At 65.0% G+C, this 14,846-nt stretch carries 10 protein-coding genes; 4 read left to right on the top strand and 6 right to left on the bottom strand.

The window, feature by feature from the left end:
- Positions 1-367: 367 nt before the first annotated feature.
- The 6 genes from GYH29_RS06470 to GYH29_RS06445 all read right to left on the bottom strand — a co-directional run bounded on the left by GYH29_RS06470 (position 368) and on the right by GYH29_RS06445 (position 9,613).
- On the bottom strand, positions 368-2,347 hold the full coding sequence (locus tag GYH29_RS06470; protein WP_081575908.1) for a methyl-accepting chemotaxis protein: 1,980 nt from the start codon (positions 2,345-2,347) through the stop codon (positions 368-370).
- Positions 2,348-2,480: 133 nt separating this feature from the next.
- Positions 2,481-2,807: a glycine zipper domain-containing protein gene (locus GYH29_RS06465; protein WP_043593726.1), complete on the bottom strand. Its 327-nt coding sequence runs from the start codon at positions 2,805-2,807 to the stop codon at positions 2,481-2,483.
- 195 nt (positions 2,808-3,002) lie between these two features.
- Positions 3,003-3,689 carry a respiratory nitrate reductase subunit gamma gene (narI, locus tag GYH29_RS06460; RefSeq protein ID WP_043593729.1) on the bottom strand — a complete coding sequence of 229 codons (687 nt, stop codon included), beginning with the start codon at positions 3,687-3,689 and terminating at the stop codon, positions 3,003-3,005.
- A gap of 22 nt (positions 3,690-3,711) precedes the next feature.
- The gene (gene narJ, locus GYH29_RS06455) at positions 3,712-4,353 is read right to left on the bottom strand and encodes a nitrate reductase molybdenum cofactor assembly chaperone (RefSeq protein WP_043593731.1); all 642 of its coding nucleotides are present in this window, start codon (positions 4,351-4,353) and stop codon (positions 3,712-3,714) included.
- 11 nt (positions 4,354-4,364) lie between these two features.
- Entirely contained in the window at positions 4,365-5,915 is a 1,551-nt protein-coding gene (gene narH / locus GYH29_RS06450) for a nitrate reductase subunit beta (RefSeq protein ID WP_161523390.1), read from the bottom strand.
- Complete coding sequence (locus tag GYH29_RS06445) at positions 5,912-9,613, bottom strand: nitrate reductase subunit alpha (protein ID WP_161523389.1); 3,702 nt, start codon at positions 9,611-9,613, stop codon at positions 5,912-5,914. Before GYH29_RS06445 ends, narH begins: the two co-directional genes overlap by 4 nt.
- A 310-nt stretch (positions 9,614-9,923) precedes the next feature.
- Here GYH29_RS06445 and zigA point away from each other — a divergent pair, with 310 nt between their 5' ends.
- The 4 genes from zigA (at position 9,924) to GYH29_RS06425 (ending at position 14,096) form a co-directional block, all read left to right on the top strand.
- Complete coding sequence (gene zigA, locus GYH29_RS06440) at positions 9,924-11,165, top strand: zinc metallochaperone GTPase ZigA (RefSeq protein ID WP_118266782.1); 1,242 nt, start codon at positions 9,924-9,926, stop codon at positions 11,163-11,165.
- On the top strand, positions 11,162-12,046 hold the full coding sequence (gene folE2 / locus GYH29_RS06435; RefSeq protein WP_161523388.1) for a GTP cyclohydrolase FolE2: 885 nt from the start codon (positions 11,162-11,164) through the stop codon (positions 12,044-12,046). The genes zigA and folE2 overlap by 4 nt, the downstream gene beginning before the upstream one ends.
- A gap of 151 nt (positions 12,047-12,197) precedes the next feature.
- Complete coding sequence (locus GYH29_RS06430) at positions 12,198-12,758, top strand: LbetaH domain-containing protein (protein ID WP_081575913.1); 561 nt, start codon at positions 12,198-12,200, stop codon at positions 12,756-12,758.
- Positions 12,759-14,096 carry a dihydroorotase gene (locus GYH29_RS06425; RefSeq protein WP_161523387.1) on the top strand — a complete coding sequence of 446 codons (1,338 nt, stop codon included), beginning with the start codon at positions 12,759-12,761 and terminating at the stop codon, positions 14,094-14,096. It begins immediately after the preceding gene.
- Positions 14,097-14,846: the final 750 nt, after the last annotated feature.

Here is a 14,846-nt window from a genome sequence, read left to right as displayed (position 1 = left end):
ATGGCAGCCAATGATACCGCTTAGTCGCAACCAAGTGGCCCGGCTGTCGCCGCCAATCTGATATTTCCTGATTCAATTTTACTAGCTAGACCGAAAATTCGCAGTCCAACCAAAGCACGCAGGCCCCTAGTCACTTCTAACTAGGGGCCAGTCGGCTGAATTGAAACCTGAAGAGCGGCTTGCGCGGCAGCGTCGAAGCGCAGCGGACCGTAAACCGGTTCTCAGAGCCTGTTCAAAATCCCGCGAGCAAGAGCGAGACAAGGCGAAAACAGCAGAGAAAGCGGAATGTACAAGTGGTACATGAGCATTTCGAAGCGGTACTCACCGTGCGGCGTCTCACGCAGCGCAGCAGATTATGATCAGGCTCTCAGGCGTGCTTGAACTTGTCCACCAACTCCACCAGCTCGCTGGCCGAAGCGTTGAGCCGGTCGGACAAATCCGCCACCTCCTGCACCAGGCCGGAGTTCTCCTCCGCCAGCGAGGCGATCACGCTGATATTGTTGGCCACCTCGCCGCTGGCCGCGGTCTGCTGCGCCATCGCCGCCGCGGTGCCCTGGCTCTTGGCCGCCGCTTCGCTGGCTTCCTGGTGAATTTCGTCCAGATCGTTGACGGTCTGGCCCACCAGTTCCAGGCCGGACTCCATGCGCTGACGCGCCTCCTGCATATGGTGAGCGGCGGTCTGGGTCTCGCCGCGGATGTCTTCGATCAAAGAGGTGATGTCCAGCGTCTCCTTGCCGGTACGTTCGGCCAGCTTGCGTACCTCGTCCGCCACCACCGCGAAGCCACGGCCCATCTCGCCGGCGCGCGCCGCCTCGATCGCCGCATTCAAGGCCAAGAGATTGGTCTGGTCGGCGATCTCGCGGATGGCGGTGATGATGGAGCGGATGTCCTCGGACTTCTGCTGCAAGGACTCTATCCGGCCGCCGGCGTCGTCCAGCACCGTCGAGGTCTGGTTCATCGCCTGGGTGGTGCTGCGCATGCGTTCGCGGCCGTCGCTGACGCTGCTCTGCATCTGCTGCGCCACGTTCAACGACAGCCGGGTATTGGCGCTGACCGACTCGATGCCAGCGCTCATCTCCTCCACCGCCGCGGCGATGCCGGCGGCCGACTGGCTCTGGGTTTCCGAAGCCTTGGCGGCGCGGTGGGAAATCGCCAGCATTGCGTGCGCCGCCTCCACCAGGCTGTGGGCGTTGTGATTGACTTGGTTCAGGGTTCGGGCGAAGGCCTCCACCAAGTGGTCGAAAGCCTTGCCCATGCGCGCGATTTCATCATGGCCGCGGATATCGGCGCGCGGTCGCAGGTCGAAGTCGCGGCTCATCGAGGTCATCAGCAGCTCCAGCCGCTGCACCGGCACATGGATGCCGCGGTAGATGGAAAAGCCCAGGCCGCCCAAGGCCAGAATCACCAAAGCGGAACCGCCCAGCGTCACCCACAGATCGACGCGAGCCTGGGATACTTTGGCCGCTACCTGACCTGCCAGATCGGACAACAATTTGTCCTGCAGCGTCTTCAACGCGCCGATGCGCTGGGTTGCAGCCTGAAACCACGCCGCCGGCGCCACGCCGACCGGCTGGCCCAGAGCTTGGCCCAATAGCTTATCCCGCAGTGTCTGCAGGGCCTTGGCCTCCTCGCCGCCCTCCACCGCGTCCACCTGGGTGCGCAGCGCTTCGTCCGCCATCAGCCGCAGCTGGCCGGCGCAAGCGTCCTGCTTGGCCTTGAGGCCCACCGCCTGGGCAAAGCTTTTCTGGTCGAAAACGCCGCCGTTGAGCACGCCGTTGACATAGCCGCGCTCGCGGCCGGCGAACTCCTTCTCGCACTGCAGGCTGAGCAAGGCCGCGGTGCTGCGCAGCAGATCGCCGTCGCTATTGGCCTGCGCCAGCTTGGCTATCAAGCCGATCAAGGCATCGATGCGGATGGAATAAGAAGCAAAGGCCTCCGATGCCGGCATTGCGCGTTTCTCCACATCGGCACGCAACCGGGACAGGCTGTCCAACTGGCTGCTCACGGCGGACAGATCGCCTGCCAAGCTGCTGGCGGCGTGGTTGGCCGCCTCGTCGCGGAAGGCGGCCAGGTCCTTGTCGCTGGCCAAACGCGCCTGTTGCAAGGGCGGCGGCAGGCCGGCGGCCTGACCGCTGAGAAAGCCGTTGCTCAGGCCGCGTTCAGTCTGCAAATCATGGATCAACTGGCTGGAACGCGCCGCCACCTGGATCAGGCGATCCGAGCGTTGCAATTCCGACAGGGTCTGGAAACGATCGACGGCCAGCACCGAGGCGAGGCCAATCAGCGCGGCGGAAAAAGGCAGCAGCAGCAATAGCAGCTTGCTGGCGAGGGATAGCCTGGACAGCATGGCGGGCTCCGATCTCTATCGACTGTTTCTCTTGATTTTCCATGACAATGGAAACCAACACCCATCAATATAGATCAAGCCCGGCCCATGCTGAATACGGCGATGTGACTAATGACTATGGTCGACGGGACACTCAGCAACGGCCTTTCTTGGCCTGTCCCGGCGGGCAGAAATAGCCTTTGTCGTGGTGGTGACGATGACGGTGCTTGCGGTAACGACGACCGTCGTCGTCGCGGCGTTCCGACGCCGCCGGCTTGCCGTAGTCGTGGCCGATGGCCGCGCCGGACGCGCCGCCCACCGCGCCGCCGATGATGGCGCCGTTGCGGCCGCCCACCGCCTCGCCCACCGCCGCGCCGGCCGCGCCGCCCAGCGCGCCGCCGACGATGGTGGAGGTGTCCGCCATGGCGGTGGAGGCCAGGCCGGCCAGGCTCAGCGATAAGATGACAAGTGCGCGTTTCATGCGGCTAACTCCTGAATTTAAACGGATGGCCCAGCTTAACCGTTTGGTTGACAGCCGGCTGTTTCGAATTGTTAGGAATTGTTCGCTCTTGTTATCGCTTCACAACTTCTCGAATTTATATGTAGCCGGACGGCATGAAAAACGGCGGAGCGCCCTTGGGCGCGCCGCCGCGTTCTCATGCGAAAACCAAGCGAATCAAGTCCGCGGCCGCACCAGCTGCCAGGCCCGGCCCAGATAGGTCACCGCGCCGAAGCCGCTCCACACGTGCACCAGACGGGTGAACGGGAAGATCACGAACAAGCTCATGCCCATGAACAAGTGCGCCTTGAACACCGGCGAGGCGTCGACGATGAAGAAGGCCGCGTCGCCGCGCAAGGTGACGATGTGCTGGGCCCAGCTCATCAGCAACACCATCTCGTGGCCGTCCAGGTGCTGCGCCGACACCGCGATGGTGCTGAGACCCAACAACAAGGTGGCCAGAATCCACAGCAACACCAGCTTGTCGCGCCAGGTGGTGTTGGCCGACAGCCGGTCGCAGGTGAAGCGGCGGTGCAGCAGAATCAGAATGCCAATCAGGCACAGGCCGCCCATGATGCCGCCGGCCGTCATCGCGAACACTTGCTTGAAGCTGTGGCTGACGCCCAGCGCGTCCCACACCGCCACCGGGGTCAGCAGCCCCACCAAATGGCCGAAGAACAGGCCGATGATGCCGAGATGGAACAGGATGTTGCCCAGCCGCAACTGGCCGCGATACAGCAGCTGCGAGGATTCGCTCTTCCAGCTGTATTGCTCGCGGTCAAAGCGGATCAGGCTGCCCAGCAGGAACACCGCCAGCGCGATGTAGGGGTAGATGCCGAATACGAATTGGTGCAGATAGTTCATGTTGCTCTCCTGGCAGCGGGATTCAGCCCTGCGGCCGCTGCGGGTAAAAGTTCACCGGAGCGATGGCCGGCCGCGCCGGCTTCAGCAACGGCTCCACGCCGTCCGCGCCGGGGCCGAAGGTCTCCAGCATCTCGTCCATGTCGCGCACCGGCGGCACGGTCAGCGCTTCCGGCGCCACCGGCGACAGCAGCACCAGCCCCTGCAGCACGCCGGCGTAGTGGGAACGGCTGTCGGCCAGCTTGCCGGCCACGTGGGCGATCACGTGCACCGCGTCGGAGAGCAGCCGGGCGGCCTCCTCCGGCTGGCACTGCGCCAGAAACTCCAGGAACAGCGGCAGGTAGTCCGGCAGCTCGTTCGCCGCCGGCTCGAAACCCTGGGCCTGGTATTCGGCCAGCAGGTCCACCATGGCCTGACCGCGGGCGCGGTCCTCGCCGTGGATGTGCTCGAACAGATGCAGCGAATGGCTGGGGTTGCGATCGAAGGTCTGCACATAGCGTTCTTGCAGGGTGATCAGATCCTCGCCTTCCAAGGACAGCAGCAGCGGCTCCAGCAGCCGGGCGATGCGCGGCTCCGCCGCGACTTCGACGCGGATGTCGTCCGCCGCCGCGACCAGGTCCGGCTCCGGGTAGCACAGCAGGGCGGATAAGGCTTGATAGATGCGCATGGCGTTCTCCCTCACTGACCGGAATTGGACTTGCGGTCGCGCCGCATGTCGTGGAACACAATGGGGGTGGCTTTCTTCTTGCCGAACAAGCTGGCGTCGGACTCGCCGCCGGAGCAGCCGTTGCCGAAGGTGAAGCCGCAGGACGCCTTGTCCTCGAAAGTGTTTTCCACCAGTTCCTTGTGGCTGGACGGAATCACGAAGCGGTCTTCGTAATTGGCGATGGCCATCACCTGGTACATTTCCTCCACCTGGGCCGGATTCAAATGGGTGCCCTTGAGGGTGGCGGCGTCGGACACCTTCTCCACGCTCTTCTTGCGCATATAGCGCCGCATCGCCACCATGGTTTCCAGCGCTTTCACCACCGGCTCTTCCTTGCCTGCCGTCAGCAGATTGGCCAGGTACTGGATGGGGATGCGCAGATCCTTGACGTCCGGGATGATGCCGTTCTCGCCGATCAGACCGTTTTCCATCGCGGACTGGATGGGCGACAACGGCGGGATGTACCACACCATCGGCAGGGTCCGGTATTCCGGGTGCAGCGGGAAAGCCACTTTCCACTCCATCGCCATCTTGTAAACCGGGGAGCGCTGCGCGGCGTCCAGCCAGCTTTGCGGAATGCCCTGCTTCTGCGCCTCGGCGATCACTTCCGGCGCGTTCGGGTCCAGGAACACGCCCAGCTGCGCCTCGTACAGGCTCTTCGGGTCTTCCACCGCGGCGGCTTCGTCTATCTTGTCGGCGTCGTACAAGAGCACGCCCAGATAGCGGATGCGGCCGACGCAGGTTTCCGAGCACACCGTCGGCTGGCCGCCCTCGATGCGCGGGTAGCAGAAGGTGCACTTCTCAGCCTTGCCGGAGGTCCAGTTGTAATAGATCTTCTTGTACGGGCAGCCGGACACGCACATGCGCCAGCCGCGGCATTTGTCCTGATCGATCAGCACGATGCCGTCGTCTTCGCGCTTATAGATGGAACCGGACGGACAGGACGCGACGCAGGCCGGGTTCAGACAGTGCTCGCACAGCCGCGGCAGATACATCATGAAGGTGTTCTCGAAGGCCGAGTACATTTCCTTCTGGATGCCTTCGAACAGAGCGTCCTTGCTGCGCTTGGCGAATTCGCCGCCCAGGTCGTCCTCCCAGTTCGGGCCCCATTCGATCTTGTCCATCTTCTTGCCGGTCAGCACCGACACCGGCCGCGCGGTGGGCGGGGTCTGCATTTCCGGCGCGTTCTGCAGGTGTTCGTAGTCGTAGGTGAACGGCTCGTAGTAATCGTCTATCCCCGGCATATTGGGGTTGGCGAAGATATTGCCCAGGATTTTCAGCCGGCCGCCCTGACGCGGCTCCAGCTTGCCGTTGGGCTGGCGCACCCAGCCGCCCTTCCACTTTTCCTGGTTTTCCCATTCCTTGGGGTAGCCGATGCCGGGCTTGGTTTCCACGTTGTTGAACCAGGCGTATTCAACGCCGTCGCGGCTGGTCCAGACGTTCTTGCAGGTGACCGAACAAGTGTGGCAGCCAATGCACTTGTCCAGGTTCAGCACCATGCCGATTTGAGCGCGGATTTTCATTGTTGGTCTCCTGCCGGACTATCCATCCAGTCCACTGAATTCATCTTGCGCACCACCACGAACTCGTCGCGGTTGGCGCCCACGGTGCCGTAGTAGTTGAAGCCCCAGGACAGCTGCGCGTAGCCGCCTATCATGTGGGTGGGCTTGGTCACCGCGCGGGTTACCGAGTTGTGGATGCCGCCGCGCTTGCCGGACACTTCCGCGCCCGGCACGTTCACGATCTTCTCCTGGGCGTGGTACATCAGCGTCATGCCCTGCGGCACCCGCTGCGACACCACGGCGCGGGCGGTCAGCGTGCCGTTGACGTTGAACACCTCGATCCAGTCGTTGTCCACGATGCCGGCCTTCTTGGCGTCGTCCTCGGACAGCCATACGTGCGGGCCGCCGCGGCTCAGCGTCAGCATGCGCAGGTTGTCGGAATACGTGCTGTGGATGCCCCATTTCTGGTGCGGGGTCAGGAAGTTCAGCACCAGTTCGTGGTTGCCGTTGCCGTGCTTGCCCAGCACCGCCTGGGTGGTTTTCAGGTCCACCGCCGGCTTGTACACGCACAGGCCTTCGCCGAAGGCGCGCATCCACTGGTGATCCTGGTAGAACTGCTGGCGGCCGGTGATGGTTCTCCAGGGAATCAGCTCGTGCACATTGGTGTAGCCGGCGTTGTAGCTGACTTCTTCGCTTTCCAGGCCGGACCAGGTGGGCGAGGAAATGATCTTGCGCGGCTGCGCCTGCACGTCGCGGAAGCGGATGCTGTCGTGCTCGCGCGGCTTGGCCAGGTGGGTGTGGTCGCGGCCGGTGATCTTGGACAGCGCGTCCCAGGCCTTTACCGCCACATGGCCGTTGGTTTCCGGCGCCAGGGTCAGAATCATCTCGGCGGCGTCGATCGCGGTTTCCAGCTTGGGCTGGCCCTTGCCGGCGCCTTGGCTGGCCACCTGATTCAGGCCGCGCAGGATGTCCACTTCATGGCCGGTTTTCCAGCTGATGCCCTTGCCGCCGTTGCCGGCTTTTTCCAGCAAGGGACCAATGGTGGTGAACTTGTCGTAGATCGCGCCGTAGTCGCGCTCCACCACCGTCATCTTGGGCATGGTCTTGCCCGGCATCGGCTCGCACTCGCCTTTTTTCCAGTCCTTGGGATCGAAAGGCTGGCCCAGTTCTTCCGGGGTATCGTGCATCAGCGGGGTCAGCACCAGATCCTTCTGCACGCCCAGGTAGTCCTTGCCCAGCTCGGACAGCTTCTTGGCGAAACCCTTGTAGATTTCCCAGTCGGTGCGGGACTGCCACAGCGGCTGCACCGCTTCGGACAGCGGGTGGATGAAGGGGTGCATGTCCGAGGTGTTGAGGTCGTCCTTCTCGTACCAGGTGGCGGTGGGCAGCACCACGTCGCCGTACAAGCAGGTGGTGGACATGCGGAAGTCCAGCACCACCAGCAGGTCCAGCTTGCCTTCCGCCGCCGGGCGCACGGTGATCTCGGTGGGCTTGATGCAATCGTCTTCCGAGTTCAGCACCGCGTTCTGGGTGCCCAGCAGGTATTTGAGGAAGTATTCGTGGCCCTTGCCGGAACTGCCCAGGATGTTGGAGCGCCACACGAACATATTGCGCGGGAAGTTCTGCGGGTTGTCCGGGTCGTTGCAGGCCAGGTCCAGCTTGCCGGACTTGAGGCCGTCCACCACGTAGGCGGCGGCGTCCTGGCCGGCGGCGGCCGCGGCGCGGGTCACGTCCAGCGGGTTGGCGGACAGCTGCGGCGCGGACGGCAGCCAGCCCATCCGTTCGGCCTTGGCGTTGTAATCGATCAGCGCCATGCCGGCCATGCGGCCGTCGGCGGTGGGCGCCAGGATTTCGCCGACGCCCAGTTTTTCATGCCGCCACTGGCTGGTGTGGGCGTAGAAGAAGCTGGTGCCGTTCATCTGCCGCGCCGGGCGGTTCCAGTCGCCGGCGAAGGCCAGCGGCGCCCAGCCGGTTTGCGGACGCAGTTTTTCCTGGCCCACATAGTGGCACCAGCCGCCGCCGGACTGGCCGATACAGCCGCACAGCATCAGCATATTGATGATGCCGCGGTAGGTCATGTCCATGTGGTACCAGTGGTTCAGCGCCGCGCCGACGATGACCATGGACTTGCCCTGGGTCTGATCGGCGTTCTGCGCGAACTCGCGCGCCACCTGGATCACCAGTTCCGGCTTCACGCCGGTGTGCTTTTGCTGCCAGGCCGGGGTGTAGGGCACGTCGTCCATGTAGTCGACGGCGACGTTGCCGCCGCCCAGGCCGCGGTCTATGCCGTAGTTGGCCGCCATCAGGTCGAACACCGTGGCCACCAGGGTTTCGCTGCCGTCGGCCAGGCGGATGCGCTTGGCCGGCACATTGCGGGTCAGCAGTTCATCGTGCTCGGCGCCGAAGTAAGGGAAGCCCACGCCCACCACCGCGTCGCTTTCCTTGATCAGGGACAGCTTGGCGGATACCTCGCGGCCGTTGCCGCCGTCCTTTTGCTCCAGGTTCCACTTGCCGGCCTTGCCCTCGGCCTGGCCCCAGCGGAAGCCGATGGAGCCGTTGGGCGCGACGATGTCGCCGCTGGCCTCGTCGATCAGCAGGGTTTTCCAGTCCGGGTTGTTGTCTTCGCCCAGGCTGCCTTCCAGATGGGAGGCGCGCAGGAAGTAGTCCGGAATGCAGCGCTCGCCGTCTTGCTTCAGCGCCACCAGCATTGGCATGTCGGTATAGCGGCGGATGTAGTCGGTGAAGTAGCCGGATGGATTATCGAGGTGGAATTCCTTGAAGATCACATGACCCATCGCCATTGCCAGCGCGGCGTCGGTGCCCTGCTTGGGCGCCATCCAGATGTCGCCGAACTTGGCCATTTCGCCAAAGTCGCTGGACACTGCCACCGTCTTGGTGCCCTTGTAGCGCACCTCGGTGTAGAAGTGGGCGTCCGGGGTGCGGGTCATCGGCACATTGGAGCCCCACACCATCAGATAAGTGGAGTTGTACCAGTCCGCGGACTCGGCCACGTCGGTCTGCTCGCCCCAGGTCTGCGGGCTGGCCGGCGGCAAATCGCAGTACCAGTCGTAGAAGGACAGCGGCACGCCGCCAATCAGGCTGAGGTAACGGCTGCCGGCGGCGTAGGACACCATGGACATCGCCGGGATCGGCGAGAAGCCCACCACCCGGTCCGGACCGTATTTCTTGATGGTGAAGGCGTTGGCGGCGGCCACGATCTCGTTGGCCTCGTCCCAGCTGGCGCGCACGAAACCGCCCTGGCCGCGCTTGGACTTGTACTGCTTGGCCAGTTCCGGCGTCTGGCTGATCTTTTCCCACGCCTCCACCGGGCTCAGAGTCTGGCGCGCTTCGCGCCACAGTTTGGCCAGACGGCCGCGGATCATCGGATATTTGACGCGCTGGGCGGAGTAGACGTACCAGCTGTAGGATGCGCCGCGCGGGCAACCGCGCGGTTCGTGATTGGGCAGGTCCGGCCGGGTGCGCGGGTAATCGGTCTGCTGGGTTTCCCAGGTGATCAGGCCGTTCTTCACATACACCTTCCAGCTACAGGAACCGGTGCAGTTCACGCCGTGAGTGGAACGCACCACCTTGTCGTGCTGCCAGCGCTGGCGGTAGGCGTTTTCCCAACCGCGATCCTCGTTGACGACGGCGCCATGACCATTGGCAAAGGTGGAGCGGATCTTGCCCAGGAAATTCAAACGGTCGAGAAAGTGACTCATCTTGCCTCCAAATATCGGGGTCCGCGCCGCGCGGGCCGGCGGCTCCAGCCACCGGGGGAAACGGACCTTTTCACTTGATTGCAAGCTTAGAACCTAGCGACAAGCATCGACATTCGCCGAAGGTTGGCGCGTGGCGGCGCATTGGCACTAGTCACGGTTAGTACTTTGGCGAGACGGACTAGCCAGAAAGAACTAGTGGCGATATTCGACCCTTGCCGCCGAAAAATAAAATGTTATAACATAACAAAAATAGCGAACAGCCAAAGGCCTTCGCCACCCGCATCGCCCTCACCTAATCGGACCCCATGCCATGACGCCCACGCCCTCCTCCTCCGCCGCGCTAGACGCCAGACTGCCGGTCACCGTGCTGTCCGGCTTCCTCGGCGCCGGCAAGACCACCTTGCTCAACCACATCCTCAACAACCGCGAAGGCCGCCGCGTAGCGGTGATCGTCAACGACATGAGCGAGGTCAATATCGACGCCGCCCTGGTGCGCGAAGGCGGCGCCGCGCTGTCCCGCACCGAGGAAAAACTGGTGGAAATGAGCAATGGCTGCATCTGCTGCACCCTGCGCGAAGACCTGCTGCTGGAAGTGTCGCGGCTGGCGGACGAAGGCCGCTTCGACCAGCTGGTGATCGAATCCACCGGCATCGCCGAACCGCTGCCGGTGGCGGAAACCTTCACCTTCGCCGACGAGCAGGGCCGCAGCCTGGCCGACTCCGCGCGGCTGGACACCATGGTCACCGTGGTGGACGCCTGTCACTTCCTGCGCGACTACGCCTCGCGCGACCATCTGCGGCAGCGCGGCGAATCGCTGGGCGAGGCCGACGAGCGCACGGTGGCGGACCTGTTGATCGAACAAGTGGAGTTCTGCGACGTGATCGTGCTCAACAAGACCGATCTGATCAACGCCGCGGACCAAGAGCGGCTGGCCGGCATCCTGCGTCAGCTCAACCCGCGCGCCCGCATCGTCGAAGCCCGCTTCGGCCAGGTGCCGCTGGACGCGGTGCTCAACACCGGCCTGTTCGACTTCGACGCCGCCGCCGACGCCCCCGGCTGGCTCAGCGAGCTGCGCGGCGAGCACACGCCGGAAACCGAGGAATACGGCATCGCCAGCTTCGTCTACCGCGCGCGCCGCCCCTTCCACCCACAGCGCTTCTTTGAACTGGCGCAGCGGGAATGGCCGGGCGTGCTGCGCTCCAAGGGCTATTTCTGGCTGGCCAGCCGCCCGGCCCACGCCCAGCTGTGGTCGCAGGCCGGCGCGGTGTGCCGCCACGAACTGGCCGGCCAATGGTGGGCCGCCACCCCGCGCGAATACTGGCCGCAGGACGAGGACAGCCTGCGCCAGATCGAAAGCCACTGGCAGGACGGCATCGGCGACGCGCGCCAGGAGCTGGTGCTGATCGGCATCGCCATGGACGAAGCCGAACTGCGTCGGCAACTGGACGCCTGCCTGCTGGACGAGGCCGAAATGGCCGCCGGCCCGGCCGCCTGGGCGCTGCTGCCGGACCCGTTCCCGCCCTTGGAAACCGCCGCCGAGGACCCCGCATGAACGCCCCGCTGCCCGATATCGCGCGCAGCGGCGCCGCCGCCGCGCTGCTGCCCTTGAACTGGGTGGGCATGGACGGCATCGCGCTGCCGCTGCGGCTGGCGGACGCCGCCCACGGCTGCGTCGCCGCCCGCGCCAGCGTGCAAGTCAATCTGCCCCGGCCGGCGATCAAGGGCATACACATGTCCCGGCTCTACCGGCTGCTGCAGCCCCACGCCGACGCCGCGCCGCTGAGCCCGGCCGCCCTCAGCCGGCTGCTGCAAGAGATGGAGGACAGCCAAGCCGACTGCGGCAGCAACGCCGCCCGCGCCGAATTCCGCTTCGAACTCTTGTGCCAGCGCCCGGCGCTGGTCACGCCGGGCCTGTCCGGCTGGAAAGCCTACCCGGCGGCGCTGGGCGCGGAACGGGACGACGACGGCTGCCGACTGTGGGCCGAGGTGGAAATCGCCTACTCCTCCACCTGCCCCTGCTCCGCCGCGCTGGCGCGCCGGCTGATCGCCGACGCCTTCCGCCAACAGGACGGCGCGGCCACGCCGGACGCGGTTTACGACTGGCTGCTGGAACACGCCACCCTGGCCACCCCGCACAGCCAGCGCAGCCAGGCGCGCTTGCGTTTCGATATCGCCGCCGACGCCGCCGGCTGGGACCTGGCGGCGCGCATAGACCTGGCCGAGCAAGCGCTGGCCACCCCGGTGCAAACCGCGGTCAAGCGCGCCGACGAACAAGCCTTCGCCTCCCTCAACGGCGCCAACCTGATGTATGTGGAAGACGCTGCGCGCCGGCTGCAAGCGGCGCTGGCCGGCCACGGCCTGAACCGGGTCGACGTGCGCCATCAGGAAAGCCTGCACCCGCACGACGCGGTGGCGGCTAGCCGACTCTCATAACTTATCCACGATCTCGCGAGCAAGAGCGAGACAAGGCGAGAACAGCTGAGAAAGCGGAATATACATTCGGTACATGAGCATTTCGAAGATGTTCTCAACGCCGTATCGCCGCAGCGCAGCAGATCGTGAACACACTCTCAGGGAGCAGCGCTTGATACGCAAGAACCCCTCCGGCCACCTGCCGGTGATCGCCGAATCCGCCTACGTCGACAAGACCGCCATCCTCTGCGGCAAGATCATCGTCCACGACAATGTCTTCATCGGCCCCTACGCGGTGATCCGCGCCGACGAAGTGGACGCCAACGGCGAGATGGAAGCCATCGTCATCGGCCCCCACTCCAATATCCAGGACGGCGTGGTCATCCACTCCAAGGCCGGCGCCGCCGTCGCCATCGGCGCGCACACCTCCATCGCCCATCGCTCCATCATCCACGGCCCCTGCGCCGTGGGCGAGCGCGTCTTCATCGGCTTCAACAGCGTGCTGTTCAACTGCCGCGTCGGCGACGGCTGCGTGGTGCGCCACAACGCGGTGGTGGACGGCTGCGAACTGCCGGCCGGCTGCTACGTGGCCTCCACCGAACGCATAGGCGCGGCCAGCGACACCGCGCGCCTGCCCAAGGCCAGCGTCTCCGCCGCCGAATTCTCCGAAGACGTGCTGCGCGCCAACAGCGAGCTGGTACGCGGCTACAAAGCACTGCAAAACGAGTTCTGAATGAGCGACATCCTGATCCGCAACGCCCGCCTGGTCAGCGACGGCCGCGAGTGGGAAGCAGACCTGCGCGTCGGCAACGGCCGCATCCGCCGCATTGACGCCAGCCTGCCCGGCCGCCCCGGCGACATCGACATCGACGCCGCCGGCCAATGGCTGCTGCCCGGCATGATCGACGACCAAGTTCACTTCCGCGAACCCGGCGCGCCGCACAAGGGCGGCATCGCCAGCGAATCCCGCGCCGCGGTGGCCGGCGGCGTCACCAGCTTCATGGACATGCCCAACACCCGGCCGGCCACCACCAGCCTGGAGGCGCTGGCGGACAAGGAAAGCCGCGCCGCCGCCGGCTCGGTGGCCAATTACGGCTTCCACCTGGGCGCCACCCGCCACAATCTGGACCTGATCGCCGCGCTGCCGCCCAACCGCGCCGCCGGCGTCAAAGTGTTCATGGGCGCCAGCACCGGCGACCTGCTGCTGGACGACCCGGCCGCGCTGGAACGGCTGTTCGCCTCTTGCCCGCTTCCCATCCTCACCCACTGCGAACACACGCCGCGCATCCGTGAGCGCGAAGCCGCCTGGCGGCTGCGCTTCGGCGACGATATCCCGCCGGACCAACACCCGCTGATCCGCGACGCCGAAGCCTGCTACCAATCCAGCCGGCTGGCGGTGGACCTGGCGCGGCGTCACGGCAGCCAGCTACACGTGCTGCACCTGAGCAGCGCGCGCGAACTGGAGTTGTTCCAGCCCGGCCCCGTCGCCGGCAAGCGCATCACCGCCGAAGCCTGCGTCCACCATCTGCTGCTGGACGACAGCGACTATGCCCGCCTGGGTCACCTGATCAAATGCAATCCGGCGATCAAGAGCCGCGCCGACCGCGACGCGCTGCGCCAGGCGCTGCGCGACGGCCGCATCGACCTGATAGGCACCGACCACGCGCCGCATGCCTGGGAGGAAAAACAGCAACCCTACACCCAAGCCCCGGCCGGGCTGCCGCTGGTCCAGCACGCGCTGCCGGCGCTGCTGGAACTGGTGGCCGACGGCGAACTGACGCTGCCGCAACTGGTGGACAAGACCAGCCACGCGGTGGCCCAACGCTTCGCCATCGCCGAACGCGGCCATCTGCGCGAAGGCTATTGGGCCGATCTGACGCTGGTGGAACGCCTGCCCGCGCCGCGTCCGGTCTGCCATGACCCGCTGCTGGCCCATTGCGGCTGGACCCCGTTCCCGCATCTGGCCTTCCGCCACGCGGTCAGCGCCACCATCGTTTCCGGCCAATTGGCCTGGTTTCAGGGACGCATCCAGCCGGACTGTCAGGGCCTGCCGCTGCGGTTTATGCGTTGATGGCTGGTTCACGATCTGCCGCCCCGGGAGCATTGCTTAATGCATTGAATCCGCTTCGCGGATGATGGTTTTCATTGCCGGGGCTGCCCGGCGGGCAGGAAGGGGAATTTGCTCGGCCAAATTCCCCTTCACCCCAAAGGCCGCCCTGCAAGCCTGGCCTGCGGCTTCCCGCCGGGGCCCGTCAGGCCCGAGGCGCGGCTGAACTCTCTACGTGCGAATCTTTGATTCGCTCAGTGATGGCGCGCTAACGTCGCGGGACTCGAACAGGCAGCCGCTTAAGACCTCGGGCCTGCCACCCGACGGCAGGCTTGAAGGGATCTAGGGCAAGTCGGATACGTGGTTTCTCCTGCATCTAGTCATGTCTCAGCACACTAGAAAAATCGTGAGCAAACACCAAAAACGCAAAAAGCCGTCGTTTGTCGCCAAACGACGGCTCAAGCTTTCCCCGGCGGGGATCTCCCGCCGCTTGGCTTTGCCATGCCCTGCCAACGCGCTATTGAGACGTCCGCATGCCCCGGCCAAGGCGCCGCCACCGTCTTGCCATGCGGCGCGACGACATACGGGCCGAGGGGATATAGCAAGGGGACTCAGCGCTTAAACGCGGCGATAAGCAACGCTCAGCAGGTTAGGGTCGGGGGAAAACAAGGTTCGCGGAACGCGATTCGAATCAATCATGGCTTACACCTCCAAGATGGGTTAAGCCTGTGTCCCGCTGCTAAACGGGAGTGGCAGGCACCTGGCGAGGTTAGC

Origin of the sequence: Chromobacterium haemolyticum (genome assembly GCF_009936155.1) — a bacterium.
In the GTDB taxonomy this organism is placed as follows: Bacteria; Pseudomonadota; Gammaproteobacteria; order Burkholderiales; family Chromobacteriaceae; genus Chromobacterium; species Chromobacterium haemolyticum.
Note: the sequence above shows the minus strand (reverse complement) of the source record. Positions and strands in the feature narration are given on the sequence as shown.

Coding starts and splice junctions, on each gene's coding strand:
- GYH29_RS06470 (WP_081575908.1), bottom strand. CDS start 2,347: ATGCTGTCCAGGCTATCCCTCGCCAGCAAGCTGCTATTGCTGCTGCTG.
- GYH29_RS06465 (WP_043593726.1), bottom strand. CDS start 2,807: ATGAAACGCGCACTTGTCATCTTATCGCTGAGCCTGGCCGGCCTGGCC.
- narI (WP_043593729.1), bottom strand. CDS start 3,689: ATGAACTATCTGCACCAATTCGTATTCGGCATCTACCCCTACATCGCG.
- narJ (WP_043593731.1), bottom strand. CDS start 4,353: ATGCGCATCTATCAAGCCTTATCCGCCCTGCTGTGCTACCCGGAGCCG.
- narH (WP_161523390.1), bottom strand. CDS start 5,915: ATGAAAATCCGCGCTCAAATCGGCATGGTGCTGAACCTGGACAAGTGC.
- GYH29_RS06445 (WP_161523389.1), bottom strand. CDS start 9,613: ATGAGTCACTTTCTCGACCGTTTGAATTTCCTGGGCAAGATCCGCTCC.
- zigA (WP_118266782.1), top strand. CDS start 9,924: ATGACGCCCACGCCCTCCTCCTCCGCCGCGCTAGACGCCAGACTGCCG.
- folE2 (WP_161523388.1), top strand. CDS start 11,162: ATGAACGCCCCGCTGCCCGATATCGCGCGCAGCGGCGCCGCCGCCGCG.
- GYH29_RS06425 (WP_161523387.1), top strand. CDS start 12,759: ATGAGCGACATCCTGATCCGCAACGCCCGCCTGGTCAGCGACGGCCGC.